This window comes from Sciscionella marina DSM 45152, assembly GCF_000379465.1.
Lineage (GTDB): Bacteria > Actinomycetota > Actinomycetes > Mycobacteriales > Pseudonocardiaceae > Sciscionella > Sciscionella marina.
In genome coordinates, this window is the sequence record NZ_KB905436.1 from 164,584 (window position 1) to 188,768 (window position 24,185).

Consider the following 24,185-nt stretch of genomic DNA (forward strand, 5'->3'; position numbering starts at 1 on the left):
ACTTCGAGGAGCACGAGATGAACGATGACGTTCGCCGCAGCGTGGCCACGCCCGGCGCGGAACCGGTGCCGATCGGCGAACTGCCGCCGCTGGGCACGGTCCCGGAACGGATGCACGCGCAGGCGGTGCGTCAGGACCGGTACGGGGATCCCGCCTCCGCGTTCCGACCGGAAGTGGTGGACACCCCGCGGATCGGGCCGGACGAGGTGCTGATCGCGGTGCAGGCAGCGGGAATCAACTACAACAACGTCTGGGCCGCACGCGGTTACCCGGTGGATCAGGTCGCGGTGCGGCAGAAACGCGGGGAGACCGAGGATTTCCACATCGGCGGCTCGGATGCCTCCGGGATCGTGTACGCGATCGGCGAGCAGGTCACCGGGATCGAACTCGGCCAGCATGTGGTGGTGCATCCCGGGGTATGGGACGCCGATGATCCGTGGATCGCCCGCGGCAAGGACCCGATGATCGCGCCGAGTGCCAAGATCTGGGGCTATGACACGAACTACGGCGCGTTCGGCCAGTTCGCCAGGGTGCAGGCGCACCAGGTGATGCCGAAGGCCGAGCACCTGTCCTGGGAGGAGGCGGCGGCGCCCACTCTGGTCGGCACCACGGCCTATCGCATGCTCCACGGCTGGGCGGGGAACACGCTGAGCTCCGATGACCTGGTGCTGGTCTGGGGCGGTTCCGGCGGTCTCGGCACCCAGGCGTTGCAGCTGGTCCGGGCCGCGGGTGCGCGCGCGATCGCGGTGGTCTCCGATGACGAGCGCGGCGAGTTCGCCATGCGGCACGGCGCGATCGGCTATCTGAACCGGCGGGATTACGACCACTGGGGCGTTCCCCCGCTCGTGGACGACAAGGTGGGCCAGAAAGCCTGGACCGCCGGGGCCCGCGCGTTCGGCAAGCGGTTCTGGGAGATCGCGGGCGGACGTGAGGAACCGGCGATCGTGTTCGAACATCCCGGCGGTTCCACCATTCCCACCAGCATCTTCCTGTGCCAGCCGGGCGGGATGGTGGTCATCTGCGCCGGAACGACGGGATTCGACGCGATGGTGGACCTGCGGTACCACTGGACGCGGCAGAAGCGGCTGCAGGGTTCGCACGGCACCAATGACGAGCAGGCCTACGCCTACAACGATCTGGTGCGGGACCGGGCGATCGATCCGGTGCTCGGCAGGACGATCCCGTTCACCGGCATTCCCGACGCGCACGCCGCCATGGGCCGGGGCGAGGACGTGTTCGGCAATGTGGCGGTACTGATCGGCGCGGCGGAACCGGGCACCGGCCGCCGCTGAACCCGATGATCTCCGCGGACGATCTGGGGATATTCCTGGAGGTCGCCCGCCGGGGGCGGCTGGTCGAGGCCGGCAGGCAGCTCGGCCTCGACCACACCACCGTCGGGCGGCACATCGCCCGGCTCGAACGGGAGACCGAACAGCGCCTGTTCCACCGGGAACCGTCGGGCTGGCGGCTCACTCCGGCGGGCACCCGGCTGCTCGGGCACGCCGAATCGGTCGAGGCCGCGGTGCGCGCGGCGCACGAGGACTGCCTGCGCACCGGCAAACACCTCACCGGATCGGTGCGGATGATCGCCCCGGACGGGTTCGGCAATTTCCTGCTCTCACCGGGAATCGGCGCATTGCACGCCGCGTTTCCCGCACTCGGTATGGAACTGGTCGTGGCGAACGTGCACACCTCGCTGGGCACCAGGGAATTCGATCTCGCGGTCACCATCGAGGCACCGCCGACCCGCGCGGTGGACGCGCACCGGCTCGCCGACTACGAACTGTGCCTGTACGCCGCGCCGTCCTTCCTGACTGCGCACCCGCCGATCACCACGGCCGCGGATCTCGACGGTGACCCGTTCATCTGGTACGTGGAGGACGCGTTGTGCGCCCCCACCCTGGAAACCCTCTTCCAGGCGGTGCCCACCGCGCGGCCCGCCTACCGCACCAACACGATCGCCGGGCAGATCAGCGCCGCGCAGCAGGGGCTCGGCTTCGCGTTCCTGCCCGGCTGGATCGGCGATGCCACACCGGGCCTGGTGCGCCTGGACGCGTTCCCGCACGCCGTGGCGCACAGCTATTGGCTGATGGTGCCGCGCCAGCTCGCCCGGCTCGCGCGGGTGCGGGCGATGGCGGGCGCGATCGAGGCACTGGCGGCGGACCGGCAGGGGCTCCGCCGCTGAGCCGTGCAGATCTGCACAGCGCTGTGGAGAACTGGGCGTTGTTGCCGGTGTCCGCGTTCTGGTCTCGTGGAGTGGTATCCGCCACCACGAGAAGGGATTTCCCCATGACCGCAACGGATTCCGCGCCCAACGGCATCGATTCCGCCGCGCTGGACCAGACGATCGCCGCGGTGCGCGAACACCCTGCACTTGGTCAGGTCACCTTCACCCTCGGCGCGGACTGGCCGGGTGGCTGCCGCCAGCAGGGCAGCACGGGGGAACTGCGCCAGGCGGGCGAACCGGTCGCGGGGCGCACCGCGAGCTACAGCTTCACCTCCGACGAACCCGAGGCGCTGCTCGGCTCCGACCAGGCCGCCAGCCCGGGCGAGTACATCCTGCACGCGCTCGCCGGTTGCTATGCGGTCACCTTCGCGGCCACCGCGACCGCGCGCGGGATCCGGCTTTCCGCGCTGCGCCTGGATCTCGAGGCCGACTTCGATCTGCGCGCCTTCCTCGGCATCGACAAGCAGGCGCGGGCGGGCGCGCGGGAGATCCGGGTGACCGTGCACGCGGAAAGCCCAAACTCCTCCCGCGAGCAGCTGGCCGAACTGACCGAGGCCGTGCAACGGCGCTCGCCGATCCGGGACACCCTGGCCGGACCGGTTCAGGTCAGCACGGTGCTGGCGTAGTCATGGGCGCTCGCCTGACGCTCGATCATCTGCTGTGGCGCATGCGGTACGCGCACCCGGATTCCGAGCTCGTGGCCGCGGGCACCGCACAACGGTTCGCGGAGGCGGCCGATTCGATCGAGAATCTGGCCCACACACTGCGATCCCGGTGGGAGATCGGAGGCGGCGACACGGTCGCGGTGCTCGCCTTCAACACCATCGAGCACTTCCGGCTACTGTTCGCCGCCCCGCTGCTCGGCGCCGCCGTGCACAGCCTCAACCCCCGGGTTCCGGCCGATTCCCTTGCGGCACAGGCATTCCGGCCTTATCCGCGATTGGTGGTAGTCGACGAGACGGTACTCGAGCACCGCTCGGTCGGCGCGAACGCGCGGGCCGCGGTGGCCGAGCTGGAACGCGCCGGAGTCCCGATCGTTCCGGTGCGCGGGCTCGAACCGGCCGTTCCGGGTGCCGAACTCCCGGAACCGGCCGAGGAGTCCACCGCGTTCTGGTTCCACACCAGCGGAACCACCGGAGCGCCGCGTTCCTATCCGGTCAGCCACCGGGATGTGCTGCTGCACGCGCTGAGCCAGGCCAGCGCCGAGGCCTCCGGGTTGCGCGCGGCCGACCGAGTGCTGGCCCTGGTGCCGTTCTGCCACGTCAACGGCTGGGGCCTGCCGTTCACCGCCACGCTGAGCGGGGCCTCCCTGGTGCTGCCCGGCGCGGACCTCACCGCGAGCAACATCGCGGAGCGGTTGCGGCGAGACCGGATCACGGTGGCCGCCGCGGTTCCCACGGTGTGGTTCGAGGTCTGCCGCCGCCTCGCCGAGACCGGTGAAGCTCCGCCGCCCGCGCTGCGCGAGGTACTCACCGGGGGCGCCGCGGTCTCCCAGCAGGTGGTCGAACAGGTGCGGGATGTCCTCGGCGCCGGGGTGGCCGGTGCCTGGGGCATGACCGAGACCATGGCGATGAGCACCTACGAACGCGAACAGCCCGGTGTCCACACCGGACGGTTCGCCCCGCTGGTGGAAGCCAGGGTCACCGCGGGCAGGCTCGAGGTTCGCGGGCCGTTCGTGCTCGGCGATCCGGATTGGTTCGACACCGGCGATGCGGCCACCCTCGACGCGCAGGGCAGGCTCACCCTCCTCGACCGGCACAAGGACCTGATCAAGTCCGGTGGGGAATGGATCGTCTCGGCGCGGCTGGAACAGCGGCTGTGCGCCCATCCCACGGTCGCCGAGGCCGCGGTCATCGCCCGCCCCGATCCGAAGTGGACAGAGCGGCCGATCGCGATCCTGGTTCCCGAACGGGGACACCGGATCGAGGTGGCGCAGCTGCGCGCACACCTCGCCGCCTGCTTCCCCGCGTTCTGGCTGCCCGAGGAATTCACCGTGGTCGACCGGTTACCGCGCACCCCGGTCGGCAAACTCGACAAACGCGCCCTGCGCCGCACCCACACCGGAGGCGGCAGTGCCCCGGCGTAGCCCTTCCTCCGCTCCTGGCTCGCCAGCGCTCCCTACGATGCCCGGAAGGACAACCTACCGATGACCTACATTCGCACCGAGGTCAACGAGCCGATCGCCACGCTTACCATCGACCGACCGGAGAAGCTCAACGCGCTCTGCGTGGAGCTCATGCGCGAACTGCACACCGCGCTCGAGGCGGCCGAACAGGACGAGCACGTCAAGGCCGTCGTGCTGCGCGGCGGGCAGCGCGCGTTCAGCGTCGGCTACGACATCCGCGAGGAGGTGGTGAACGGCATCAGCACCGCCGAACAGTGGCACACCGGGCTGTCCACCAATATCGGCCTGACCATGAAGGTCTGGGAACTGAACAAACCCGTGATCGGCGCCGTTTCCGGCTGGTGCCTCGCCGGTGGCTGCGAACTCGCGCTGGCCTGCGATCTGCTGCTGGCCACCGAAGACGCGCAGTTCGGCGAACCCGAGATCCGCTTCGGTTCCGGACCGGTCACCCTGCTGCTGCCGTTCCTCATCGGTCAGAAGGCCACCAGCGAACTGCTCTACACCGGGGACATCATCGACGCCCGGCGGGCACAGGCCCTCGGCCTGGTCAACCGCGTGCTGCCGGCCGGGGAACTGGACGCGGCCGTCGAGCGGCTCGCCCAGCGGATCGCGCTCGCCCCGCTGTCCATCCTGCGCTACACCAAACGCGCGCTCACCCGCGCGTACGAGGCGATGGGCCTGCGCGAGGCCGTTTCCGCCAACCACGACATCGCCGCGGTGCTCAATTCCGCGGCGACCCCGGAACGCGCCGAGTTCACCGAACTCGTCGCCACCAAGGGTCTCGGCGCCGCGCTGGCCTGGCGCGACGAACGCTACCGCGACCTCGAGTGAGCGTCATTCCCGGTAGACGGCCGTGGCGAGCCGGACGAACGAGTGAATGAGCGGATTCGAGTGATTCCGCTTCCAGGCCAGCAAAACGCGGCTGGGGAGCATGTCGGTCACCGGTACGACGGTGAGTCCGGCGGTGGGCCGGTGGTCCAGGAGTGTCATGCCGACCGTGCCGTTCCAGAGCACGGCCTGCTGACATTCCTGAACCGCGCGCACCACGGGGCCATCGCGGATTTCCCCACCGTTCCAGTACGACTGCCAATGCGGATCGGTGCCCTCCGGGAACCGGAACCAGCGCCGCCGGGCAAGATCGGCGAGTCTCAGGCTCCGGCGACGGGCGAGCGGGTCGTCGGACCGCAGCAGCGCGCCGACCGGATCGGCACGCAGTTCGCGCACGGCAAGACCGGTCTCGTCGAACGGTGCCCTGGTCAAGGCGATGTCCACCAAACCGGCGTGCAGCCCGCAGGTGGGGTCGGTCAGGTCGGTCTCGCGGATGCGGATCTCGGCGTGCGGGTGCCGCCCACGGTAGGCATCCGCGAGCCGGAGCACGCCCGGATCGGTGTCCTCTCCGAGGAGGCCGATGGTGATGGTCGCCGTGCCCACCTCGGCGGCCACCCGCAGGCGCACCCGGTCGGCCCGGTCGAGCAGGGCACGCGCCTCATCGAGCAGCACCGTCCCGGCCGGGGTGAGCGCGACACCCGCCGAGGACCGGTCGAACAGCGTGGCGCCGAGCTCGGTCTCCAGCTGCCTGATCGCCCGGCTCAGCGGTGGCTGGCTCATATGCAGCCGGATCGCGGCACGGCCGAAGTGGAGTTCCTCGGCGACCGTCAGAAAATAACGCAAGGTGCGCAGCTCCACGATGCCACGATACCCGCACGGTATCGAGTGCGCCGAACAGATCTTGGACAGCGGTGGTGCGCGGGCGGTGCAATCGCGGTATGACCGATGAACCGAAAACCAGTCAAACCGCCGATGCCGCCGTTTCGGTGATGCGCCCCGGCGACGGCGAGCTGATCGCGCTCGGGCAGACGCGGATGCGTGTCCTGGAAGACGGCAGCACCACCGGGCACCGTCTCGGGATCACCGAGTCCGTCATCCCGCCGCACACTCCCGGACCACCGCAACACCGCCACGCCGAGCACGATGAGGGCTTCTACGTTCTCGCCGGGACGATCCGGTTCACGGTGGGCACCGAGGCCGGCACCCTCGTGATGGTGCCGCCAGGCGCGCCGCACACCTTCGCCAACCTCAGCGACCAGCCCGCCACCATGCTCACCACCTTCACCCCGGACCGCTACGTGCAGTATTTCCGGGACCTGCGGGACCTGCACGCCGATGACGGGACAGTGTCGCCGCAGGCGCACATCGCCGTCATGCGGCGGTATGCCACCGAACCCGCCATCGACTTCACCGAGCGGTGACCATGAACATCGCGTACTGGATCGTGGCCGGTCTGCTGGCGCTTTTCTACCTCTATGCCGGTGGAGCGAAACTGCTCCGCAGCCGCGAGCAGCTCCAGCCGATGATGGCCTGGGTGGACCGCACCCCGATGCCGGTCGTCCGGTTCCTCGGCACGCTCGAGGTACTGGGCGCGATCGGACTGATTCTGCCGCCGCTGACCGGAATCGCTGCCTGGCTGTCCCTGGCCGCCGCCGGCGGGCTCGGCGTCCTGCAGATCGGGGCCATCACCGTGCATCTGCGGCGCGCGGACCGGCAAATCGCCCTCAACATCGCGCTCTTCCTCGCCGCGATCGGGGCCGGATGGCTGTCCACGACGTGGTGGTGAATTCCGGCCCGGCGAGGCCATGATTCCACTCAGGCCCCGGCGGCCGGGGTGATCCAGTCGCCGGTCAGCTCGATGTCATCGGCCGCGCTGGTGTCGAAGTAGCGCATGATCCGCTCACGGAAGAGCACGACGTGCCGGGTGGACACTTCCTCGGCCTGTCCGGCGTTCCGGTCCCGATAGGCCTTGATGATTTCGGCGTGATCGGTCCGCACGGCATCGAAGTGTGCCTTGATGTCCTCGCTGTAGCCGCCGAAGGAGATGAAACCGAGCCGCTGGCCCTGATCGTGGATCTGCCCGGCGAGCCGTTCCAGATACTCGTTGTCCGCGATGCGCGCTTCGATGCGGTGCAGGCGGGAATTCGCGGCCGAGACCCCGGCCGGATCGCGGCGTTCCATCTCCTGGTTCACTTCCCGTTCCGCGGCCTCCAGCTCGCCGAAATCGCTGTCGGTGACCCGCGCGACCACCAGGTGCGCCACGGCCTTGGCGAGCACGATGTGTGCCTCGAACAACCGGCTGACGTCGACCAGGTCCAGGGAGCGCACCAGGAAACCGCCGCCCGGCTTCACCAGCACCAGCCCTTCGGAGGCGAGCAGGAACAGTGCCTCACGGACCGGGGTCCGGCTCAGCCCGAGTTGCTCGGCAAGCCGCAGATCGTCGATCCAGTCCCCCGGCCGGAGCGTCATGGCCATCAACAGCTCGCGAATGTGCTGGTAGGCGGTCTCCATCAAGGTCCGCTGCCGACGTGCCATGCGCTCAGTCTGCCACGCTCCGGAGCACGTTCGACACGGCTGCCGGACGACCCGGGGGCCTTGCCAAAGTCCGGTCCAACTCTGTATAACAAAAAAATACAAGAAACGGTCCACCTTGGGCCGGCATCCGTTCCACGGGACGCGCGACCGCCGGCCGTACCCCGACCTGACGCTCTCCACCAGCGGCGTTTCCCGAACGATGGAGGCACTTCATGCCCGACAGCGAGGTTGCCGAACACCCCGATTCCGCCCTGTTACGCCGCGTGGTGATCGCGGCGGCGCTGGGCAATTTCCTGGAATGGTTCGACTTCGCCGTCTACGGCTTCATGGCCACCCTGATCGGCAAGCACTTCTTCCCCTCCGATGACCCGACGACCAGCCTGCTGCAGACCTTCGCGGTGTTCGCGGTCGCCTTCGCGCTGCGGCCGATCGGCGGGCTCGTCTGCGGCATGCTCGGCGACCGGATCGGCCGCAAACGGGTGCTGTCACTGACCGTGCTGTTCATCGGCGCGTCCACCACCGTCATCGGGGTACTGCCGACGTACCAGGAAATCGGGATCACCGCGACGCTTCTGCTGTGTCTCGCGCGCGCCGTACAGGGTTTCTCGGCGGGCGGCGAATACGCGGGCGCCTGCACCTACGTCGTGGAGCACGCCCCCGCGGAACGGCGCGCCCGCTACTCCAGTTTCCTCCCGTCCGGCACGTTCTTCGCTTTCGCGGTCGCCGCCGGGGTTTCCTTCGCCGTCTCCTCCTGGATGTCCCCCGCCGCGCTCGATTCCTGGGGCTGGCGCATTCCGTTCCTGGTCGCGGCACCGGTGGCACTGCTGGGTTTCTACATTCGGCACCGGCTCAGCGAGACCCCGATGTTCCGGAACCTGAGCGCGGACACCTCGGAATCGGCCCCGCTACGCGGCGCTTTCCGCACCCAGCTGCGCACGATGTTGTTGCTCGGTGGGGTGATCAGCGCGTCCGGGCTGTCGTTCTACACCCTCACCACGTACATGAGCACCTATGTGGAAGTGGTCGGGAAACAGTCGGCCCCGGTCGCCCTGCTGGCCAGCGTGCTCGCGCTGACGTTCAGTGCGGCGCTTTCTCCCTTCGCGGGCCGGATCTCCGACCGGGTGGGTCGGAAGGTGACCGCGGCGACGGCCGGAGTCGCCATCCTGGTCACCGCGATCCCGGCGTTCCTGCTCGCCGGCCAGGATTCGCTCGGCCTGATCGTGCTCGGCCAATGCCTGCTCGCGATCGGTGTGGTGCTGTCCCTGGTCGCGGTCGCCGTGCTGCTTTCCGAGCTGTTCCCGACCCGGATCCGGTACACCGCGTCCGCGCTGACCTACAACATCGCCTATACGTTGTTCGGTGGCACGGCACCGTTCGTCGCGACCTTTCTCATCTCGCAGACCGCGAACCAGCTCTCGCCCGGTTTCTACCTGATGATCGTCAGCGTCCTCGCCCTGGTCTGCGCGCTGTTCATCCCGGAGACGGCGGGCAGCCCGCTGGATCCGCGATCGGAGCGGCAGCAATCCCTCGCACAGCACTGATCACGGTACTGATTTCGCCTACCACCACCGCAAAGGACTTCCGCATGTCCACCGAGATACCCGTTCCCGTCACGGTCGACCCGGACAACGGGCGCTGGTCCGTCGAGGGAATCCCGATGATCCTCGTTCCCCGCCACATGATCACGAACAACCTGGCCGCAGCCGAGGAACGACTGGGGCACAAGGGATCGGCGAACCTCATCCGGGACGCCGGGTACCGCTCCGCGCAGCAGTGGTGCGCCCAGCAGCGCGGCTTCCACGGTCTCTCCCCCGATCGCGTCGTGGCGCACTATCTGGAACAGCTCGGCCACCGGGGCTGGGGACGGTTCCGCGTCGAGGAGCACACCGGCGAGCGGATCCGGGTCGCGCTGCACCATTCCGCGCTCGCCGATCGCGCGAGCGGCAACGGAAACGGAACCTGCTACATGTTCGCCGCCTGGCTCGAGGGCGCCTTCGACTTCGCCGCCGCGGAAACCGGCCGCCCCCGCCGGTTTGCGTTCACCGAGACCAGCTGCCGCAGCACCGGGGCGGCGCACTGCACATTCCACGGCAAGCCGATCGAGCAGCAGAACTAGGCTCGATCACCAGCAGGAAGGGACAAAGCGCATGTCACCGACGATCACCGTGTACCCCGCCCGCAGGATCCACACCATGGACCCGGGCCGTCCGGTGGCCACCGCGATCGCCGTCATGGACGGACGGGTGCTCTCCACGGGAACACTGGAGTCGATGCGGCCCTGGCTCGACCGGCACGAGTACACGATCGACGATTCGTTGCGGGACAAGGTGATCCTGCCCGGATTCATCGACCCGCACACGCATTTCGCCATGTCCTCCGGTTATCTCGGCGTGCCCTATCTCGGCCCGCTCGAATCGCCGGGACTGTGCTGCGCGAATCCCGGATTACCCACCCGGGACGACGTGATCGGGAAACTCCGCGAGCTCGACGCCGAGACCCCGGCCGGGGAATCGATCGTGGCCTGGGGATTCGATCCGGCCATGCAGGGCGGGCATCTGCACCGCGACGAACTGGACGCGATCGTGCCGGAACGTCCGCTGTTCATCATCACCTACGCCCCGCACGTCCTCTACACCAATTCCGCCGCGCTGCGCGACCGCCAGGTGCCCGATGATCTCGACGTGCACGGGGTCGGCCGCTATCCGGACGGGCGACTCGACGGCCGGTTCACCGAATTCGAGGCACACAAAGCGGTCGTGGGCAGTTCCGCGGTCGATCTCGTGCAGGACGCCGGGGAACAGGGACTGCACGCGATGAACCGGCTGGCCACCTCGGCGGGGATCACCACGACCGCGGAGTTGTTGTTCGGGCTCACCGATCCGGACCGGGAATGGCGGCTGCACGACGCCGTGTACAACGCCGCCGATGCGCCGGTTCGGATGGGGCTGGTCGCCTACGAGATGACCATGCACGACAACTTCGGCGAACAGGCTGCCGCGACGCTTGCCACGTGGCATGAGCGCAACAGCCCGACGTTGTTCTTCCACGGCGTGAAATTCCTCGCCGACGGATCCTTCCCGGCGATGTCGCTGCGCACCAGGTTCCCCGGTTACCTCGACCTGACCAACGGGGTGCGCAACGATATTCCGTGGCCGCAGCTGCACGAGCGGATGCGGCCGTTCTGGGACGCGGACATTCCCATCCACTGCCACACCAACGGCGACGAGAGCATCGATGCCGCACTGGATGCCTTGGCACGCCTGCAAAACGAACGGCCGCGGTTCGACCACGGGTTCACCTTCGAGCACTATTGCATCAGCAGCACGGACCAGGCCCGCCGGGTCCGTGCTCTCGGCGCGCAGGCCAGTGTGAACGCCTACTTCGTGCACTACCGCAGTCAGTTGCACGCCGATCAGGGCTACGGCCCCGATCGCAGCGAGGCCGTGGCGCGCCTGGGTTCCCTGGAACGCGAGGGAGTGACGTTTGCGCTGCACTCCGACTACGCACTCGTCCCGGTCCCGATGAGCCCGCTGACCGCGGCCTGGGTCGCCACAACCCGGATCGGCACCGACAACGCGACCGTGCTGGCCCCCGGTGAGCGCATCGAACGGTATCGGGCCATGCGCGCGATCACCGTGGACGCGGCGCGGATGCTCGGGATGGACCGCGAACTCGGCAGCCTGGAACCCGGGAAACTCGCGGACTTCGCCGTCCTCGAAGCGGATCCCTTCGATCTGCCCGCCGAACAACTGCGGTCCATCCCGGTGTGGGGCACCGTGCTCGGCGGCACCCCACACCCGGCCTGAAATCAGGCGGCGCGGCCCTTGCGGGCGAGATAAGCGGGCTGCTCGACGACCCGGCCCATGAACTCCAGTGCGAGCTGGGCGCCGAGCAGCGAGGTGTTGTTCGAGCGCACGTCGAGCATCGGATTGATCTCGACCACGTCCAGCCCGATCACGTCCGCGTGCCTGGCGATCGCGAACATGGTCTGGCGCAGCTCCTCGAAACCGAATCCCTCGGGTTCGGCCGAGGCGCAGCCGGGCACCAGCGGCATGTCCAGTACGTCGATGTCCACGCTGACGTAGACCTTGCCGCCCTTGGGCAGTTCGCTGAGGATACTCTCCACCCCGGCGCGCCGCAGCCGGTTCACGGTGACCACCGCATTGCCGCGGTCCAGCGACTGCTGCAGCGCGGATTTGCTCGTCCGGATGCTCCGGATGCCGACCTGCACCATCCGGTCGACATTGGCGAGGTTGCCGATCTTGAGCATGGGGCTGCCGTTGGCGTTCTCCACGCCGTGCACGAACGGGCGGTAGTCCAGGTGCGCGTCGAAGTGCACGATCGACACCGGTTCCTCATAGGCGCGCACCACGCCGAAGGAGACCGCGTGATCCCCGCCGAAGACCACCGGGATCGCACCGGACTGCAGGATCTCCGAGGTGGCATCGGTGACGTTGCGCATCGTTCCCTCGGGATTGGTGTACAGGATGTCGACGTCACCACAGTCGACGATGCGCTGATTGCGGCGTTCGTACCGCAGATAGTGCTTGTCCTCGTCCACGTCGTACAACCCGGCCGCGTGCTGGATCGCGCCGTATTCGGCGAACCGCACCGACATCTCCCGGATGGCCCGCGGCGCCATCCGGGCACCGGGGTACCAGGGCGAACCCTCGTCGCTGGGTACCCCGAGCACCGCGATATCGGCGTCCATATTGCGCATATCGGTCTGCACCGGGCTGCGCAGGAACGAGGGGATTCCGACGAACGGCAGGTTGAGCCTGTCTTCAGTCATGATCGGCGGGTATTCCTTTCGGTTGGGTGGCAAGGGTTTTTGCCTGGCCGAGTGGTTCGATGCGGCCGACGAGGAGTAGATAGACGAGGCAGCCGACGACGGCCACGAACGCCGCGGACAGCAGCCCCCAGCTGAAGCTGCCGGTCGCGCCGTAGAGCCAGCCGATGACCGCGGGGCTGGCGATACCGGCGAGGTTCGCGATGCCGTTCTGGAACCCCTGAATGGACCCGGCGAGCGATTGGCTCGTCTCCGGTGCGATGTCCACCGGGAGCGCGACGATCGAGGAGGTCGCGAACGTGACACAGCCGAAGGAGACCGACAACAGCACCAGGGCCAGCACCGCGCTCGGGGTGAGATCGGCGAAACCGATGAGCGTGGAACCGAGCATCCCGCCGACGATGCAGGCCTTCCTGGCGAACGTGACCGAATGCCCGCGGCGGATCAGGGCATCCGAGGCCCAGCCGCCGAGGAAATTGCCGAGAAACGCGACCAGGCCCGGGATCGTGCCGAAGATGCCGAGTTCCAGGAGATTGAAATGCCGTTCGTCGACCAGATAGGAGGGAAACCAGGTGATGAAGAAGTAGATGACATAGCTCTGGCAACCGAATCCGATCGCCATCCCCCAGACCGTGCGGCTGCGGAACAGATCGCGCCAGCGGATCCGCGGCCCCGTTTCGGCTTCCGTGCTCGCCTGCTGCCTTCCGGTCCGCGCACCGCCCTCTTCGATGTAGCGCAGTTCCCCTTCCGAAACCCAGCGCTGTGCGTGCGGGCTCCGGTACACGTACAGCCACACGGCGGCCCACACGATGCCCAGTGATGCGGTGGCGATGAACGAACCCTTCCAGCCGAGCCAGGCGATCAGGGCGGTCACCACCGGGACCGCCAGCATGGTGCCACCGCGCGCGCCGCTGTCGTAGATGCCAGAGGCGATACCGCGTTCCCGTTTGGGGAACCACTCCTCCACCACCCGCGCGCTCGCGGGAAACGCGCCCGCCTCGCCGATGCCGAGCAGCAGCCGGATCCCGAACAGCGAACCGAATCCGCGCGCCACGACGGTCGCCGCGGTGAACACCGACCACCACACCACCGCGATCGCGAACATCGCCCGGCTGCCCACCTTGTCGACCAGCCAGCCGAGTGGGAGCTGGAACAGCGAGTACGTCCAGAAGAACGCCCCGAGCACCAGCCCGGAAAGCGCCGGATCCAGGTGCAGCTCCGTGTTCAGGTACGGCAGGGCCACCGAGAGATTCGCCCGGTCGATGTAGTTGATGCAGATGGCCAGGAACGCCAGTCCGATGATCAGCCACCGGATCCGTCCACGACGGCGCGGCACGGTGTTCCTTGTCGGCGTCATCGAATCCTCCGATGCTGCGAGGGGCGCTGCGGTGCGCCGCGTGTCCGGCGGAGCATGGCGCAATCCGCATGCGTTTGTCAATATTGACGTACATTTGTCAGATGTGACCGTGACCTATACTCATCGGCACCGTGATCGGAGGACAGGGGGGCGGATGGACCGGCTCGACGTCGACACCGCCGTGCTCCGCATGCTCGATCACGCCGGCGGACCGATCGGCGCGCGCGAGATCCGCAACGGGCTGACCCATGCCGGATTCGAACTGTCCGAAGCGACCGTCAGCCGACGACTCCGCGAACTCGACGCACGCGGGGTCACCGAACCCGTCGAACGCAAAGGACGCGTGCTCACCGAAGACGGCAGGGCACAGGTGCGCGCCCGGCTGCGCGGGCTCGAACACACCGACCTGCTCGGCCGCGCCATCGACGTGCGCACCGGGCAGGACGTGCTCAACCTGCTCCGCGCACGGCGTGCCGTGGAACCCGAGGCGGTGCGCGGGGCGGCCGGATTCGATGCCGAGGTCATCGACGCCCTGCGGCAGAGCCTCGCCGAACACCGGCGCGCACTCGAGCACGGCGGACCGATCCCCCGCCAGCTCGTGCTCGACTTCCACCGCACCGTCACCGAAGCCAGCGCCAACCCCCTGATCTCCGCCATGATCCGGATGGCGCTCGACCCCGCGCTCGATCACGTCGAGGCCGCGCTCGATGTCATCCTCGAAGCGCGGCACACCAGCGCCGAAAGCATCAGCGAACACGCGCGGATCGTCGAGGCACTGGCCGCGGGCAAGCACGAACGCGCCGCCACGGTGATGACCGAGCACCTCGACCGGCTGATCAGCGAGACCGCCGCGTTCATCGACCGTTACGAACCGGAACTCGTGGACCGGCTGCTCGCCTCGGCCCGCGAGCCTTCGTAGGAACGCTACAAAAGTACTACAACCATGCTTTGGGCATCGAGATTCGCCAAGGCGATCTGCGTAACCAGAACGCGGCCATCATCCGCCGGGTCGCGGACGGGGAATTCTTTACCATAACGGTCAATGGGCGCCCGACCACGGACCTGACCCCACACCAGCGCGACAGCGGACGGCGCCGGTTCGTCCCAGCTACCGAGTTCGCCACGATGGCTGAAACCTCCCCACTCTCCGCAGATCAAGCCGACGCCTGGATGCAGGATATCCGCGAAGGGCAGGATGAGGAACCGCCGGATCCTGGACCCGGGCAGCACAGCAGAACCAGCAAAGGCCCGATCGGTGAGCGCGACACCACGGTAAGCCGTGGCCGATACGTCCGTGGTGATCGACTCCCGCTCGGTGGCCGAACACGCCGATGAGATCACGGTGTCCATCCTGACCATCGCCGAACTGCAGTACGGCGTCACCGCCGACGACAACATCATGGAGCAACACCGCCGTCGCCGCCGCGTGCAAGACACCCTGGATCGCTGCGAAGTGCTCCCCTTCGACCTGGCCGCGACCGAGTACTACGGCACGCTGGCCACTCTGGTACGCCAGCACGGACACAGCCCTCGCGGACGACGTATGGACCTGATGATCGCCGCCACCGCCGCGCGCTACAACCTGCCGCTGCTGACCCACAACGCCGAGGACTTCACCGGACTCGACACAGCGGTCAGCATCATCGATCCGACGAACTGAGCCCACGTGGAGCGTTCAGTGCGAACCACCGCGCAGCAAGCAACCGATTCGGTGCCGTGCCGGGCATGAGTGGGCACTCGACACGCGAATCATTTCCTGTCGATCATCACCGGCGCGGTCGCGGGGACCGCGATCACCGGTATCGATGTGCTCGGCCTGTTCACCGTGTTCACGCCCGAGCTACCCGATGCCGGACCGCGGTCCCCCGCTCAGACCGAAACGGCCGCGCGGTGCAGCTCCGCGGCGGTGCTGCGGGCGGCGGCGAGAAGTTCCTCGAAACCCGCCCGATCAGGCAGCGGATCGAAGTCCTCGACGACGAGTTCCAGCACCGCGTGCCCACTCGAATCGAGAACCGGCAGCTGGATCGAGGTCGCGGTGCGGTGCTCCTCCTCCCGGTCGACGGCGCGCACGCTCGCGCGATGGGTGTTCTGCCACAGCCGGGAAAGCTGCGCCCGCGAGGTCGACGGATCGGTGACGACCCGGTCGAATTCGGCACCCATGAGCTCACCGTGGGAAAGCGCGTATCCCCGCTCCCGGACGCGATCGAGGACGCGCACGAGGCCCTGGCGGTCCACGGTCCCCACGAGATGGCGGGCGTTCTCCAGCCACGCGCGGTACTGTTCCTCGGCGCCCCAGGCGGCGAGGGTACTGGCCACCGGTGCGGCGAACGGGAAACTCATCCGGGTACCGGCGTACGGCCCCGATCCCGCGAGCACACACACCGAATCACCGGCCACCGTGGCGAGCAGTGCCCGGACGCCGTGCTCCCCGGCGAACCGCTCGACGCGATCGGAGACCGCGTCGGCCATCCGGAGGCGGTCGATGAACCGCTGCGCGTCGAAAGCCTGACCGGAAGCGCTGAAAGTGCCGTAGCCGCCGTTGAGGAACAGCAAGGGCATCCCGGCGCCGTGGTCGCCGAGGCCGAACTCGGTCACCTCGGCGACCACGAGGTCGTGGTCCCCCGCCGGGTGCACCTCCCGGATGATGCATTCGAACCAGACGGGCGCGTCCCCCAGCCTTGGCCCGGCCGGGGTCCTGCGCCAGTCACCTCCGGCGAAGCGTTCCGGGTACCCGGCGGCGAAGAACGCGCGGCACAGGCCCTCGTGTTCGTGGCCGAGCACATTGGCGACGAACCTGCCGTTGCGGCGCACGAGATCCCAGGTGTACGAGGAGCGCGCCGGGCTGAATCCGACCAGCGGCGGATCCTGGGACACCGCGCTGAACGTGCCCACGACCATGCCCACCGCAGCGCCGGTCTCGTCGAACGAGCCGATGATCGTGACCCCGGTCGGGTACTCGCCGAGTACGGTTCGCCACCAGTTCCGCTGCGCCATGCCGAACGCCTCCTCGCGTGCGGGGTCTTCGCCTTCCGCGATCATTGTGCGGGGATCCGGTCTCCGAGGTCGCTGTGCACGCGAACAGTCGTACCGGCCGATCCTGTCCGCGGAACACAGTGCGGCCGCTCAGAGCTGAAGGTAGGTCGTCTTCAGTTCGGTGTATTTCTCGATGGCGTGGCGGGATTTGTCCCGGCCATTGCCCGACTGCTTGTATCCGCCGAACGGGACACCGAGATCGCCCTCCTCGTAACAGTTCACCCAGACGGTCCCGGCACGCAGCCGGCGCGAGATCCGGTGCACCGCCGTGACATCCCGGGTCCACAGTCCGGCCGCGAGGCCGTATTCGCTGTCGTTCGCCAGCCGCACCGCCTCGTCCACGTCACTCGCCCGCTGCACGGCGAGCACCGGACCGAAGACCTCCTCGCGAGCCAGCCTCGACGCGGCCTCGACCCCGCTGCACACCACCGGCCCGTAGTACGCGCCCGTGCCGCCGCGCGCGTCGAGCGCCGCGGTCGCCCCCTCGGCGAACGCCCGGTCGACGTGTTCGTCCACTGCGGCGGCCCGTTCGATCGCCGCAAGCGGTCCCATGGTGGTGGCCGGATCGAGCGGATCACCCGGCCGGTATCCGGCGCAGGCGCGCACGACGCCGTCGAGCACCTCCTCGGCGATCTCCTCGTGCACGATCAGCCGGGAGGGTGCGGTGCACATCTGCCCGGCGTTGAAGGTGATCCCCCAGGCCGCCGTCGCGATGGCACGGTCGCGTTCGGCGTCGGGAAGGATGATGTTCGGCGATTTCCCGCCGAGCTCGAGCCAGGTCCGTTTCAGGTTGGACTCCGCCGCGTACCTCAGGTATTCCCGGCCCACCGCGGTCGATCCGGTGAACGCGAGCGCATCGACAGCCGGATGCTCACCGATCCGGCGCCCCAGCACGGATCCCCGGCCCGGTACCACGTTGAGCACCCCGGCGGGCACCCCGGCCTCGAGTGCGAGCTCAGCGATCCGCACCGCGGATAGCGGGGTGAGATCGGCGGGTTTGTGTACCACGGTGCACCCGAAGGCCAGCGCGGGCGCGATCTTCCACGCCGAGAGGGTGAGCGGGAAGTTCCACGGTGTCACGACGCCGACGACCCCGACCGGTTCCCTGGTGACGAGCGCGAGCGCTTCCTGCCCGGTCGGGGCGATCTCGTCGAGCTCCTTGTCCGCGAGCTCGGCGTAATAGCGGTAGCTGGCCAGCACGGCGCGCAGCTCGATACTCCAGGACTGCGCGATCGGTTTGCCCATCTCGAGTGTGACCATCAGGGCGAGCTCGTCGCGGTTCGCCTCGATGAGCTCGGCGAACCGCAGCAGCACCACCTTGCGTTCGCTGGGCGCCATCCGCGGCCACGGTCCCTCGTCGAACGCGCGCCGCGCCGCGGCCACGGCGGCCTCGATGTCCTCGCCGCCACCCCAGGGAACCCGCGCGAGTTCGGTGCCGTCCCGCGGGGTCACCAGGGCACGTGTCTCCCCGTCCAGCGGCGGTCGCCGCGCGCCGTCGACCAGCAGCTGCGCGGGCCAGCGCAGCCGTTCGGCCGCGGCCACCCAGTCGGTCAAGGCGCGCTCCGGCATGATTCAGACCTCCTCGGCGAAGGCATGGGCGCGCGCGGCGTCCACAAAGGAACGCATCAGTGCCAGGCCGTCGGGTTCGAGCAACTCCTCGGGATGCCACTGCACACCGAGGCAGAAGCTGTCATCGCTCGTTTCGGCCGCCTCCACCGTTCCGTCCTCGGCATGCGCGACCGGGATCAGTCCCGCGCCCAGCTCGCGAACGGACTGGTGGTGGTGCGAGGCGATGGCGAACGAACCGCTCGGCGCCACACCGGCCAGCCGGGATCCCGGGGTGACCCGCACCCGGTGCGAGGTGAACGTACCGACCTCGGCGCGGTGCGGGGTCAAGTCGAGATGATCACCGAGGTGCTGCTCAAGGGTGCCGCCGAGCGCGACGTTGAGCACCTGCAGTCCGCGGCAGGCACCGAATATCGGCATCCGGCGCGCCCGCGCCCCGTGCACGAGCGCGATCTCCAGCTCGTCCCGGACGCGCAGCGGCGGGTCGTTCTCGGCATGCGGTCGGCCGCCGTACAGCGTGGCATCGAGATCCCGTCCGCCGGGCAGGAACAGCCCGTCGATCGCGTCCAGCAGCCGCCGCACGCCGTCGCTGTGCACCGCGAGCGCGGGAATCAGCAGCGGCGCGCCACCGGCCCGCTCGATGGCGCGCGCATAGGTGTGCGGCAGGGTATCGGCCTCGATGTCCACCCAGGCGCCGCTGCTGGTCTTCTTCCGGTCGGCGACGATCCCGATGAGCGGGGTGCCCATCAGTCCTCCAGCGGATTGCGCTCGGTCCAGTCCGTCACCCCGTAGGTGAACGCGAGCCAGACCGCCGCGCTGTCGTGTTCGGCGCCGTGCCAGTGCATCTCGTCGGTCCCGGTGACGATGGTGGTACCCGGTTCGAGCCCGGTGCGTACCGTCTGCTCGTTGCCTGCGCGACCGATTCCGCTCTGCAGCACCAGGATCTGGCCGCCGGGATGCGAGTGCCAGCAGGTGACCGCGCCGCATTCGCTGTGCACGCGCGCGATATCGGGTTCGCCGTCTTCTCGTGCCTCGAGGATCATCTCGAGCTGCACGGGTCCGGTGAACCGTCCATTGTAGACATGATCCTTGTTGCCTTCGGTGATGATCCGCATCGGCTGCTCCGTTCAGGCTTCGAACCGGACGGGGTTCGCGAGCTTGCCGACACCGGGGATCTCGATCTCGACCAGATCGCCATCGCGCAGATAGCGCGGTGGCTTGCGTTCATCACCGACCCCGCCCGGGGTTCCGGTGGCGATCACGTCACCCGGATAGAGCGTGACGCCGCGGGTGAAGTATTCGAGGAGTTCGGGAATGCCGAAGATGAGCGACCGGGTGTTCCCGTCCTGCATGAGTTCCCCGCTCACGGTCGTCCGGATGTCGAGCCCGGTCTTGTCCGGAAGGGAATCCGGCGCCACGATGCCGTCTCCCATCGGGGTGAAGGTGTCGAAGCTCTTCCCGAGCGAGAACTGTTTCATCGGCGTCTCGAGTTGTGCGCGGCGCCCGCTCACATCGTTGACCACCGTGTAGCCGCCGACATGACTCCACGCCTGCTCGCGCGTGACCCGGTAGGCCCGCTTCGCGATGACGATCGCGAGCTCGCCCTCGTAGTCGGGGCGGGTCTCCTCGCGCGGGATCACGATCTCCTCGTGCGGGCCGATCACCGAGGACGGGAGTTTCGGGAACATGAACGGGACATCGGGCCGTGCGAGACTGGTCTCGGTGACGTGCGACTGGTAGTTCAGCCCGATCGCGATGATCTTCGAGGGCGCGACCGGGGCGAGCAGCCGCACCTCGGCGAGGGGATAGGAGCGCCCGGACGCGCCCTCGATCACCGCCCAGTTCTCCTCGGTGGGCACGAAACCCGCGGCGGGCGCCTCGGCCGCGCGGATCACGGTGTCGTCCTCCCTGCGCCCGAGGTAGCGGGCGCCGTCTGCGGTCTGGAAATGGACGGCCTTGGTCACGGATGCCTCCCGGTGACACGAAACGATTCGGTTCTTTTAGAATTATAACCGTATCATTGAACGAGTACAATCGGCGCATGCGATGATGGCGGCCATGAGCGCACAAGCCGACGCCCTCGCCGAGAACCTGCGCCGTCTGCGCGAGACCCATGGGCTCTCCCTCGCGGACCTCAGCGCGCGATGCGGTGTCGCGAAAGCCACCCTGTTCAAGATCGAGCGTGCCGGCACGAACCCCACGCTGGACACGCTCATCGCGATCGCGGAGACATTCGCCGTCACGGTCCCCTCCCTCATCACGGTTCCCGAGGGGCCCGCCGTCGAGGTGCTGCGCGCCGGGGAGGGCGAGGACATCAGCGACGAGGCCTCGACGGGGCAGGTGCTGCGCAGCCAGGTGATCGGTGCCGGGACACTGGAAATCCACGCGCAGACCTTCCACGAGGGCAAGGTCGAGACCTCGCCCTCGCACGGAGCGGGCAGCCGCGAACACATCGTCGTCAAGCAGGGCACGATCGAGGTCGGCCCGGTGGGCTACGAGGTGACCCTGTCCGACGGCGACTACGCCACCTATCCCGCGGATCGCACCCACCGCTGGCAAGCCGTGCACGGTGACGCGCGGGTGTGGATCTTCCACACCTTCCCGCGCGCCGCACCCTTCGCCGAATAACCGCCGGTTCAGCCGGTCGGCAGGTATCCGCATGCCTTGCGCACCGCCTCCCGTTCGGCCGGGATGAACAACACGAGGCGCTCCGCCCCGAGTTCGGCCAGCCGGTCGTACACCGCAGCCCCGGCCCGCCACCGCGGATCGTCCCAGTCGTCATGAGGACCGGTATGCGCGATGATCCGCACCGGCCCGTCGAGACCGCGCTCCGCACGCGCTTGCCCGGCGATCGCCACCAGATCCTCGATGCGCCTTGCGTGCTCGCCGAAACCGTCGACCGGGCACGCGATCCCGTCCGCGTGCCCGCCCGCCAGCCTGGCCGAGAGCGGGCCGAAGGCGCCGAAGAACACCGGCGGAACGGGATCCGGGCGCAGAAAGTTTTCGTGCGCCCAGATCCGGCGCAGCTCCGCGAGATACGCCCGGGACGCGGCGCGCCTGCTGTTCGCCGGCTCCGGTGGGCGCCCGAACTCGGTCTGATCGCGGGAGAAATACTCGCCGTTGTTCGTCCCCGCGCCGAACCCAAGCCAGAACCGGCCGGTGGCGAGCTGCTGCATCGTGGCCGCGGCCACCGCGGTGGTGCCCGGATCCCGGTTGGCGATGTTGAGCACCATCGAGCCAAGGGTGATCCGCTCGGTCGCCTGGGCCACCGCCGCCAGCAGCGTCCACGGATCGTGGCTGTGCCCGCCGCCGCGCTCGAGGTCCATGAGCTCATCGGCGAACGAGACCCCGCCGAATCCGCTGTCCTCGACGGCTTTCGCCACATCGACCACCGTGCGCGCATCGGCGTTCTCCACCCGGATGCTGAAGTTGATCTCCATTGCGTTCTCCTCCTGGTACCGCTCAGACCGGATCCTCGCCGCGCACCTCGATCGCGTCCTGCTCGTTCAGCGCCGCATACCGCTGTGGGGCAAGGCGTTTGACGATCAGCGCGACCACAACCCCGCCGCCGAACACGACCACCGGCAACAGCTGCAGGATCAGGCTCAGTCCCGCGTTCGCCGCCGACAGCGTGGAGAAGTTCAGCAGTGCCACGACGGCGAGGGAACCGAACAGGGCGAACGCCAGCGCCGGTGCGATGACCGATTTCCAGACTCCCACGGGCAGCGCCGGGTTTCTCCGGAAGAAGATGATGATCGCCACACTCGTGAACATGAACAGGATGAGCGGCGAGAGGGTGCCGACCGCGATGCACCAGCCGAACACGGCGAGTGGATCGATTCCGCTGGCCAGGATCAGCGCGAACAACACGGCGGCGATGCCGAGTGCGAGGAACGAGGAGATGAACGGGGAACCGTGTTTCGCGTGCACCCAGGACAATCGGCGGGGCAGGATCGAGTGCCCCATCGAGTGCAGATAGCGGGTGACCATGTTGTGGTATGCGAGCACGGCGGCGAACATGCTCGTCACCGCGAGCGCGTTCATGACCTGTTCGAAGGCCGGGCCCACGAATCTCGCCGCGGTCATGTAGGTGATGTTGTCCGGATCACCGGCCACCGCATCCATTACCCCGTTCGCGCCGTAGGCCTGCATCCAGGCCCACACTGCGAATCCGTAGAACACGAGCGCCGCGATGATCACCGTGTAGATGGCGCGCGGGATCGTCCGGTTGGGATCACGTGCCTCGTCCCGGAACAGCGCGGTGGCCTCGAACCCCATGCCGACGCTGACCCCGAACAGGATGCCGAGCGGCAGCGAACCCCACAGGACCGCGCCCCCGGAGAGAAACGGCGCGAGCTGGACACCTTCTGGCCCACCCCCCTTGGCCAGAATCGTGGTGTCGAGCACGAGAATCGTCAGTACCTCGAGGACGAGGGCCACCGAGAGCACCTTGGCACCGAGTTCCACGTGGAAGTAACCGAGGAACCCGACCGCCAGCATCGCCGCGATCGTCCACCCCCACCAGGGCAGGATCTCCGCGCCGGTGAACGAGGCGAGCAGGCTGTGCATGGCGAATCCGAGCAGAATGTAGACACCCGCCTGGACGATGAAATAACCCAGCATCGCCAGAAATCCCGCCCCGACACCGACCGGCCGCCCGATCGCGGCGGTGATGTAGGCGTAGAACGCACCGGATTTCTTCACATGCACCGACATCGCGGCGAACCCGACCCCGAACAACAGCAGGATCAGCGGGCCGAGCACATAGCTGACCGCGATGCCCGGGCCGTTGCCGTTGAGCATGTTCACCGGTGTGGTCACGAAAATCGTCAGCGGTGCCGCCGCCGCGACCACCATGAAGACGATCGAGGTGACACCGAGCCGGCCGGTGAGCCGGGTGGACGTGCTGACCGAACGAGATCGCTCCTGCATCGAGGTCATGTGCTCCTCCGAATTCCCTACACCTCAGATGGCGTCCTTGGTCATCTGGAGCACCTTGAACTCCGCGCCCTGGGGATCGGCGACCACGCCCCACACCGCGAAGCTCAGCACGTTGTCCACGGTGTTCACCCGCCCACCGTGCGCCGCGGCGATCTCGGTCGCCTTCGCCTGGTCGAGCACCGAGATCCACGGCAGCCAGTGCGGTGGCAGCACGGCGCGGACCTCCTCATGGATCTCGTATGAACCGCGCAGCGCCAGTCCGTTCGCATCCCGGAAGATCGTGATGCTTCCCTCGCTGGAGTCCACGGTCTGTCCCGGGAAGAGCGCTTCCTGGAAGGCGACCTCGGTGGTCATGTCGAAATTGGACGGATCCACGAACGCCCAGCGCCCGATCGCCGGTGCAGGCGGCACCGCCGCGCCGGGTTCCGGTTCCGCAAGCCCGAACCAGGCCCCGAAGGGATCGGTGAGCTCGACCGCTTTGCCGGGCACACCAAGGGGTTTGTCCCGGTCCTGCAGCACCGCTCCGGCCGCGACCGCGCGGGAGGTGGCCGCGTCCAGGTCTTCCGCGCCGAGATAGGCCCGCCAGCCGGTCTGCGCGGCGGGCAGCTCGGGCCGCACCACGAGTCCGGCCACGAGTTCGCCCTCGAGCAGGAACCGGCCGCGCGCGCCGTCGAGTTCCAGCTCCCAGCCGAGCACGGCCCGGTAGAATTCCGCGAGCCCTTCGGCGCGGCGCACCTCGAGCTCCTGCCACACTGTGGTGCCGATCGGGTAATCCTTGGTCATC

Annotated in this window: 26 protein-coding genes; 13 read left to right on the forward strand and 13 right to left on the reverse strand. The window is 68.3% G+C overall.

Going from position 1 to position 24,185, the window contains the following annotated elements:
- Nucleotides 1-17 precede the first annotated feature (17 nt).
- The 5 genes from ccrA to A37U_RS0136795 all read left to right on the forward strand — a co-directional run bounded on the left by ccrA (nt 18) and on the right by A37U_RS0136795 (nt 5,183).
- Nucleotides 18-1,292 (forward strand): crotonyl-CoA carboxylase/reductase, encoded by a 1,275-nt coding sequence (ccrA, locus tag A37U_RS0136775; RefSeq protein WP_020501663.1) that lies wholly within the window; start codon nt 18-20, stop codon nt 1,290-1,292.
- A gap of 5 nt (nt 1,293-1,297) precedes the next feature.
- Nucleotides 1,298-2,185 carry a LysR family transcriptional regulator gene (locus tag A37U_RS0136780; RefSeq protein ID WP_020501664.1) on the forward strand — a complete coding sequence of 296 codons (888 nt, stop codon included), beginning with the start codon at nt 1,298-1,300 and terminating at the stop codon, nt 2,183-2,185.
- Between the two features lie 104 nt (nt 2,186-2,289).
- Nucleotides 2,290-2,853 carry an OsmC family protein gene (locus A37U_RS0136785; RefSeq protein WP_020501665.1) on the forward strand — a complete coding sequence of 188 codons (564 nt, stop codon included), beginning with the start codon at nt 2,290-2,292 and terminating at the stop codon, nt 2,851-2,853.
- Between the two features lie 2 nt (nt 2,854-2,855).
- A complete protein-coding gene (locus A37U_RS47205) occupies nt 2,856-4,313 on the forward strand; it encodes an AMP-binding protein (protein WP_020501666.1) in 1,458 nt (485 codons plus the stop codon).
- Between the two features lie 60 nt (nt 4,314-4,373).
- A complete protein-coding gene (locus A37U_RS0136795) occupies nt 4,374-5,183 on the forward strand; it encodes an enoyl-CoA hydratase/isomerase family protein (RefSeq protein WP_020501667.1) in 810 nt (269 codons plus the stop codon).
- Nucleotides 5,184-5,186: 3 nt separating this feature from the next.
- Here A37U_RS0136795 and A37U_RS0136800 read toward each other — a convergent pair whose 3' ends face one another.
- A complete protein-coding gene (locus tag A37U_RS0136800; protein ID WP_020501668.1) occupies nt 5,187-6,038 on the reverse strand; it encodes a LysR family transcriptional regulator in 852 nt (283 codons plus the stop codon).
- A gap of 80 nt (nt 6,039-6,118) precedes the next feature.
- Here A37U_RS0136800 and A37U_RS0136805 point away from each other — a divergent pair, with 80 nt between their 5' ends.
- On the forward strand, nt 6,119-6,601 hold the full coding sequence (locus A37U_RS0136805; protein ID WP_026198000.1) for a cupin domain-containing protein: 483 nt from the start codon (nt 6,119-6,121) through the stop codon (nt 6,599-6,601).
- Nucleotides 6,602-6,603: 2 nt separating this feature from the next.
- Complete coding sequence (locus A37U_RS0136810) at nt 6,604-6,966, forward strand: DoxX family protein (RefSeq protein WP_026198001.1); 363 nt, start codon at nt 6,604-6,606, stop codon at nt 6,964-6,966.
- A 29-nt stretch (nt 6,967-6,995) separates the two neighbouring features.
- Here A37U_RS0136810 and A37U_RS0136815 read toward each other — a convergent pair whose 3' ends face one another.
- The gene (locus A37U_RS0136815; RefSeq protein WP_157183268.1) at nt 6,996-7,715 is read right to left on the reverse strand and encodes a GntR family transcriptional regulator; all 720 of its coding nucleotides are present in this window, start codon (nt 7,713-7,715) and stop codon (nt 6,996-6,998) included.
- A gap of 212 nt (nt 7,716-7,927) precedes the next feature.
- On the opposite strand from A37U_RS0136815, the gene A37U_RS0136820 reads away from it, so the two are divergent.
- Genes A37U_RS0136820 through A37U_RS0136830 form a run of 3 tightly spaced genes read left to right on the forward strand, consistent with a single transcriptional unit; the run spans nt 7,928 to nt 11,521 of the window.
- A complete protein-coding gene (locus A37U_RS0136820) occupies nt 7,928-9,256 on the forward strand; it encodes an MFS transporter (RefSeq protein ID WP_020501672.1) in 1,329 nt (442 codons plus the stop codon).
- A 44-nt stretch (nt 9,257-9,300) separates the two neighbouring features.
- Entirely contained in the window at nt 9,301-9,831 is a 531-nt protein-coding gene (locus A37U_RS0136825) for a 4-vinyl reductase (protein WP_020501673.1), read from the forward strand.
- A gap of 31 nt (nt 9,832-9,862) precedes the next feature.
- Nucleotides 9,863-11,521 carry an amidohydrolase gene (locus A37U_RS0136830; RefSeq protein ID WP_020501674.1) on the forward strand — a complete coding sequence of 553 codons (1,659 nt, stop codon included), beginning with the start codon at nt 9,863-9,865 and terminating at the stop codon, nt 11,519-11,521.
- A gap of 2 nt (nt 11,522-11,523) precedes the next feature.
- Here the strand turns inward: A37U_RS0136830 and A37U_RS0136835 are convergent, their stop codons facing one another.
- Both A37U_RS0136835 and A37U_RS0136840 read right to left on the reverse strand, forming a co-directional pair.
- Complete coding sequence (locus A37U_RS0136835; protein ID WP_020501675.1) at nt 11,524-12,507, reverse strand: arginase family protein; 984 nt, start codon at nt 12,505-12,507, stop codon at nt 11,524-11,526.
- A complete protein-coding gene (locus tag A37U_RS0136840; protein ID WP_040589765.1) occupies nt 12,500-13,861 on the reverse strand; it encodes an MFS transporter in 1,362 nt (453 codons plus the stop codon). Before A37U_RS0136840 ends, A37U_RS0136835 begins: the two co-directional genes overlap by 8 nt.
- Before the next feature lie 154 nt (nt 13,862-14,015).
- On the opposite strand from A37U_RS0136840, the gene A37U_RS0136845 reads away from it, so the two are divergent.
- Nucleotides 14,016-14,780 carry an FCD domain-containing protein gene (locus tag A37U_RS0136845; RefSeq protein WP_020501677.1) on the forward strand — a complete coding sequence of 255 codons (765 nt, stop codon included), beginning with the start codon at nt 14,016-14,018 and terminating at the stop codon, nt 14,778-14,780.
- A gap of 5 nt (nt 14,781-14,785) precedes the next feature.
- On the opposite strand, the gene A37U_RS52775 is transcribed toward A37U_RS0136845, so the two are convergent.
- Nucleotides 14,786-15,211 (reverse strand): hypothetical protein, encoded by a 426-nt coding sequence (locus A37U_RS52775; RefSeq protein WP_169526998.1) that lies wholly within the window; start codon nt 15,209-15,211, stop codon nt 14,786-14,788.
- Between A37U_RS52775 and A37U_RS0136855 the strand changes: the two genes are divergently transcribed.
- Nucleotides 15,204-15,521 (forward strand): PIN domain-containing protein, encoded by a 318-nt coding sequence (locus A37U_RS0136855; protein ID WP_240437797.1) that lies wholly within the window; start codon nt 15,204-15,206, stop codon nt 15,519-15,521. The genes A37U_RS52775 and A37U_RS0136855 overlap by 8 nt on opposite strands.
- Nucleotides 15,522-15,730: 209 nt before the next feature.
- Here the strand turns inward: A37U_RS0136855 and A37U_RS48880 are convergent, their stop codons facing one another.
- From A37U_RS48880 to A37U_RS0136880, 5 genes are all read right to left on the reverse strand, one after another.
- Nucleotides 15,731-16,900 carry a flavin reductase gene (locus A37U_RS48880; protein WP_020501680.1) on the reverse strand — a complete coding sequence of 390 codons (1,170 nt, stop codon included), beginning with the start codon at nt 16,898-16,900 and terminating at the stop codon, nt 15,731-15,733.
- A gap of 84 nt (nt 16,901-16,984) precedes the next feature.
- Nucleotides 16,985-18,463, reverse strand: coding sequence for an aldehyde dehydrogenase family protein (locus A37U_RS0136865; protein ID WP_020501681.1), 1,479 nt, complete (start codon nt 18,461-18,463; stop codon nt 16,985-16,987).
- A gap of 3 nt (nt 18,464-18,466) precedes the next feature.
- Nucleotides 18,467-19,207 (reverse strand): gamma-glutamyl-gamma-aminobutyrate hydrolase family protein, encoded by a 741-nt coding sequence (locus tag A37U_RS0136870; RefSeq protein ID WP_020501682.1) that lies wholly within the window; start codon nt 19,205-19,207, stop codon nt 18,467-18,469.
- The gene (locus A37U_RS52330) at nt 19,207-19,575 is read right to left on the reverse strand and encodes a cupin domain-containing protein (RefSeq protein WP_020501683.1); all 369 of its coding nucleotides are present in this window, start codon (nt 19,573-19,575) and stop codon (nt 19,207-19,209) included. The genes A37U_RS0136870 and A37U_RS52330 overlap by 1 nt, the downstream gene beginning before the upstream one ends.
- Nucleotides 19,576-19,587: 12 nt before the next feature.
- A complete protein-coding gene (locus tag A37U_RS0136880) occupies nt 19,588-20,424 on the reverse strand; it encodes a fumarylacetoacetate hydrolase family protein (protein ID WP_020501684.1) in 837 nt (278 codons plus the stop codon).
- A 94-nt stretch (nt 20,425-20,518) separates the two neighbouring features.
- On the opposite strand from A37U_RS0136880, the gene A37U_RS0136885 reads away from it, so the two are divergent.
- Nucleotides 20,519-21,088: a helix-turn-helix domain-containing protein gene (locus tag A37U_RS0136885; RefSeq protein WP_205623105.1), complete on the forward strand. Its 570-nt coding sequence runs from the start codon at nt 20,519-20,521 to the stop codon at nt 21,086-21,088.
- A gap of 8 nt (nt 21,089-21,096) precedes the next feature.
- Here A37U_RS0136885 and A37U_RS48885 read toward each other — a convergent pair whose 3' ends face one another.
- From A37U_RS48885 to A37U_RS0136900, 3 genes are read right to left on the reverse strand one after another with little or no spacing between them, the layout of a single operon-like run.
- Nucleotides 21,097-21,900, reverse strand: a complete 804-nt coding sequence (locus tag A37U_RS48885) for an LLM class flavin-dependent oxidoreductase (protein WP_020501686.1) — start codon at nt 21,898-21,900, stop codon at nt 21,097-21,099.
- Between the two features lie 22 nt (nt 21,901-21,922).
- On the reverse strand, nt 21,923-23,401 hold the full coding sequence (locus A37U_RS0136895; protein WP_020501687.1) for an APC family permease: 1,479 nt from the start codon (nt 23,399-23,401) through the stop codon (nt 21,923-21,925).
- 24 nt (nt 23,402-23,425) lie between these two features.
- Complete coding sequence (locus tag A37U_RS0136900; RefSeq protein WP_020501688.1) at nt 23,426-24,184, reverse strand: VOC family protein; 759 nt, start codon at nt 24,182-24,184, stop codon at nt 23,426-23,428.
- Nucleotide 24,185 lies beyond the last annotated feature (1 nt).

Bases quoted from the DNA above. Each gene is read 5' to 3' on its own strand.
- A37U_RS0136840 (WP_040589765.1), bottom strand. From the start codon at position 13,861: ATGACGCCGACAAGGAACACCGTGCCGCGCCGTCGTGGACGGATCCGG.
- A37U_RS0136825 (WP_020501673.1), top strand. From the start codon at position 9,301: ATGTCCACCGAGATACCCGTTCCCGTCACGGTCGACCCGGACAACGGG.
- A37U_RS0136780 (WP_020501664.1), top strand. From the start codon at position 1,298: ATGATCTCCGCGGACGATCTGGGGATATTCCTGGAGGTCGCCCGCCGG.
- A37U_RS0136870 (WP_020501682.1), bottom strand. From the start codon at position 19,207: ATGGGCACCCCGCTCATCGGGATCGTCGCCGACCGGAAGAAGACCAGC.
- A37U_RS52775 (WP_169526998.1), bottom strand. From the start codon at position 15,211: ATGGACACCGTGATCTCATCGGCGTGTTCGGCCACCGAGCGGGAGTCG.
- A37U_RS0136815 (WP_157183268.1), bottom strand. From the start codon at position 7,715: ATGGCACGTCGGCAGCGGACCTTGATGGAGACCGCCTACCAGCACATT.
- A37U_RS0136895 (WP_020501687.1), bottom strand. From the start codon at position 23,401: ATGACCTCGATGCAGGAGCGATCTCGTTCGGTCAGCACGTCCACCCGG.
- A37U_RS0136900 (WP_020501688.1), bottom strand. From the start codon at position 24,184: ATGACCAAGGATTACCCGATCGGCACCACAGTGTGGCAGGAGCTCGAG.
- A37U_RS47205 (WP_020501666.1), top strand. From the start codon at position 2,856: ATGGGCGCTCGCCTGACGCTCGATCATCTGCTGTGGCGCATGCGGTAC.
- A37U_RS0136830 (WP_020501674.1), top strand. From the start codon at position 9,863: ATGTCACCGACGATCACCGTGTACCCCGCCCGCAGGATCCACACCATG.
- A37U_RS0136845 (WP_020501677.1), top strand. From the start codon at position 14,016: ATGGACCGGCTCGACGTCGACACCGCCGTGCTCCGCATGCTCGATCAC.
- A37U_RS0136785 (WP_020501665.1), top strand. From the start codon at position 2,290: ATGACCGCAACGGATTCCGCGCCCAACGGCATCGATTCCGCCGCGCTG.
- A37U_RS0136865 (WP_020501681.1), bottom strand. From the start codon at position 18,463: ATGCCGGAGCGCGCCTTGACCGACTGGGTGGCCGCGGCCGAACGGCTG.
- A37U_RS0136835 (WP_020501675.1), bottom strand. From the start codon at position 12,507: ATGACTGAAGACAGGCTCAACCTGCCGTTCGTCGGAATCCCCTCGTTC.
- A37U_RS48880 (WP_020501680.1), bottom strand. From the start codon at position 16,900: ATGATCGCGGAAGGCGAAGACCCCGCACGCGAGGAGGCGTTCGGCATG.
- ccrA (WP_020501663.1), top strand. From the start codon at position 18: ATGAACGATGACGTTCGCCGCAGCGTGGCCACGCCCGGCGCGGAACCG.
- A37U_RS0136810 (WP_026198001.1), top strand. From the start codon at position 6,604: ATGAACATCGCGTACTGGATCGTGGCCGGTCTGCTGGCGCTTTTCTAC.
- A37U_RS0136805 (WP_026198000.1), top strand. From the start codon at position 6,119: ATGACCGATGAACCGAAAACCAGTCAAACCGCCGATGCCGCCGTTTCG.
- A37U_RS0136795 (WP_020501667.1), top strand. From the start codon at position 4,374: ATGACCTACATTCGCACCGAGGTCAACGAGCCGATCGCCACGCTTACC.
- A37U_RS0136885 (WP_205623105.1), top strand. From the start codon at position 20,519: ATGAGCGCACAAGCCGACGCCCTCGCCGAGAACCTGCGCCGTCTGCGC.
- A37U_RS0136820 (WP_020501672.1), top strand. From the start codon at position 7,928: ATGCCCGACAGCGAGGTTGCCGAACACCCCGATTCCGCCCTGTTACGC.
- A37U_RS52330 (WP_020501683.1), bottom strand. From the start codon at position 19,575: ATGCGGATCATCACCGAAGGCAACAAGGATCATGTCTACAATGGACGG.
- A37U_RS48885 (WP_020501686.1), bottom strand. From the start codon at position 21,900: ATGGAGATCAACTTCAGCATCCGGGTGGAGAACGCCGATGCGCGCACG.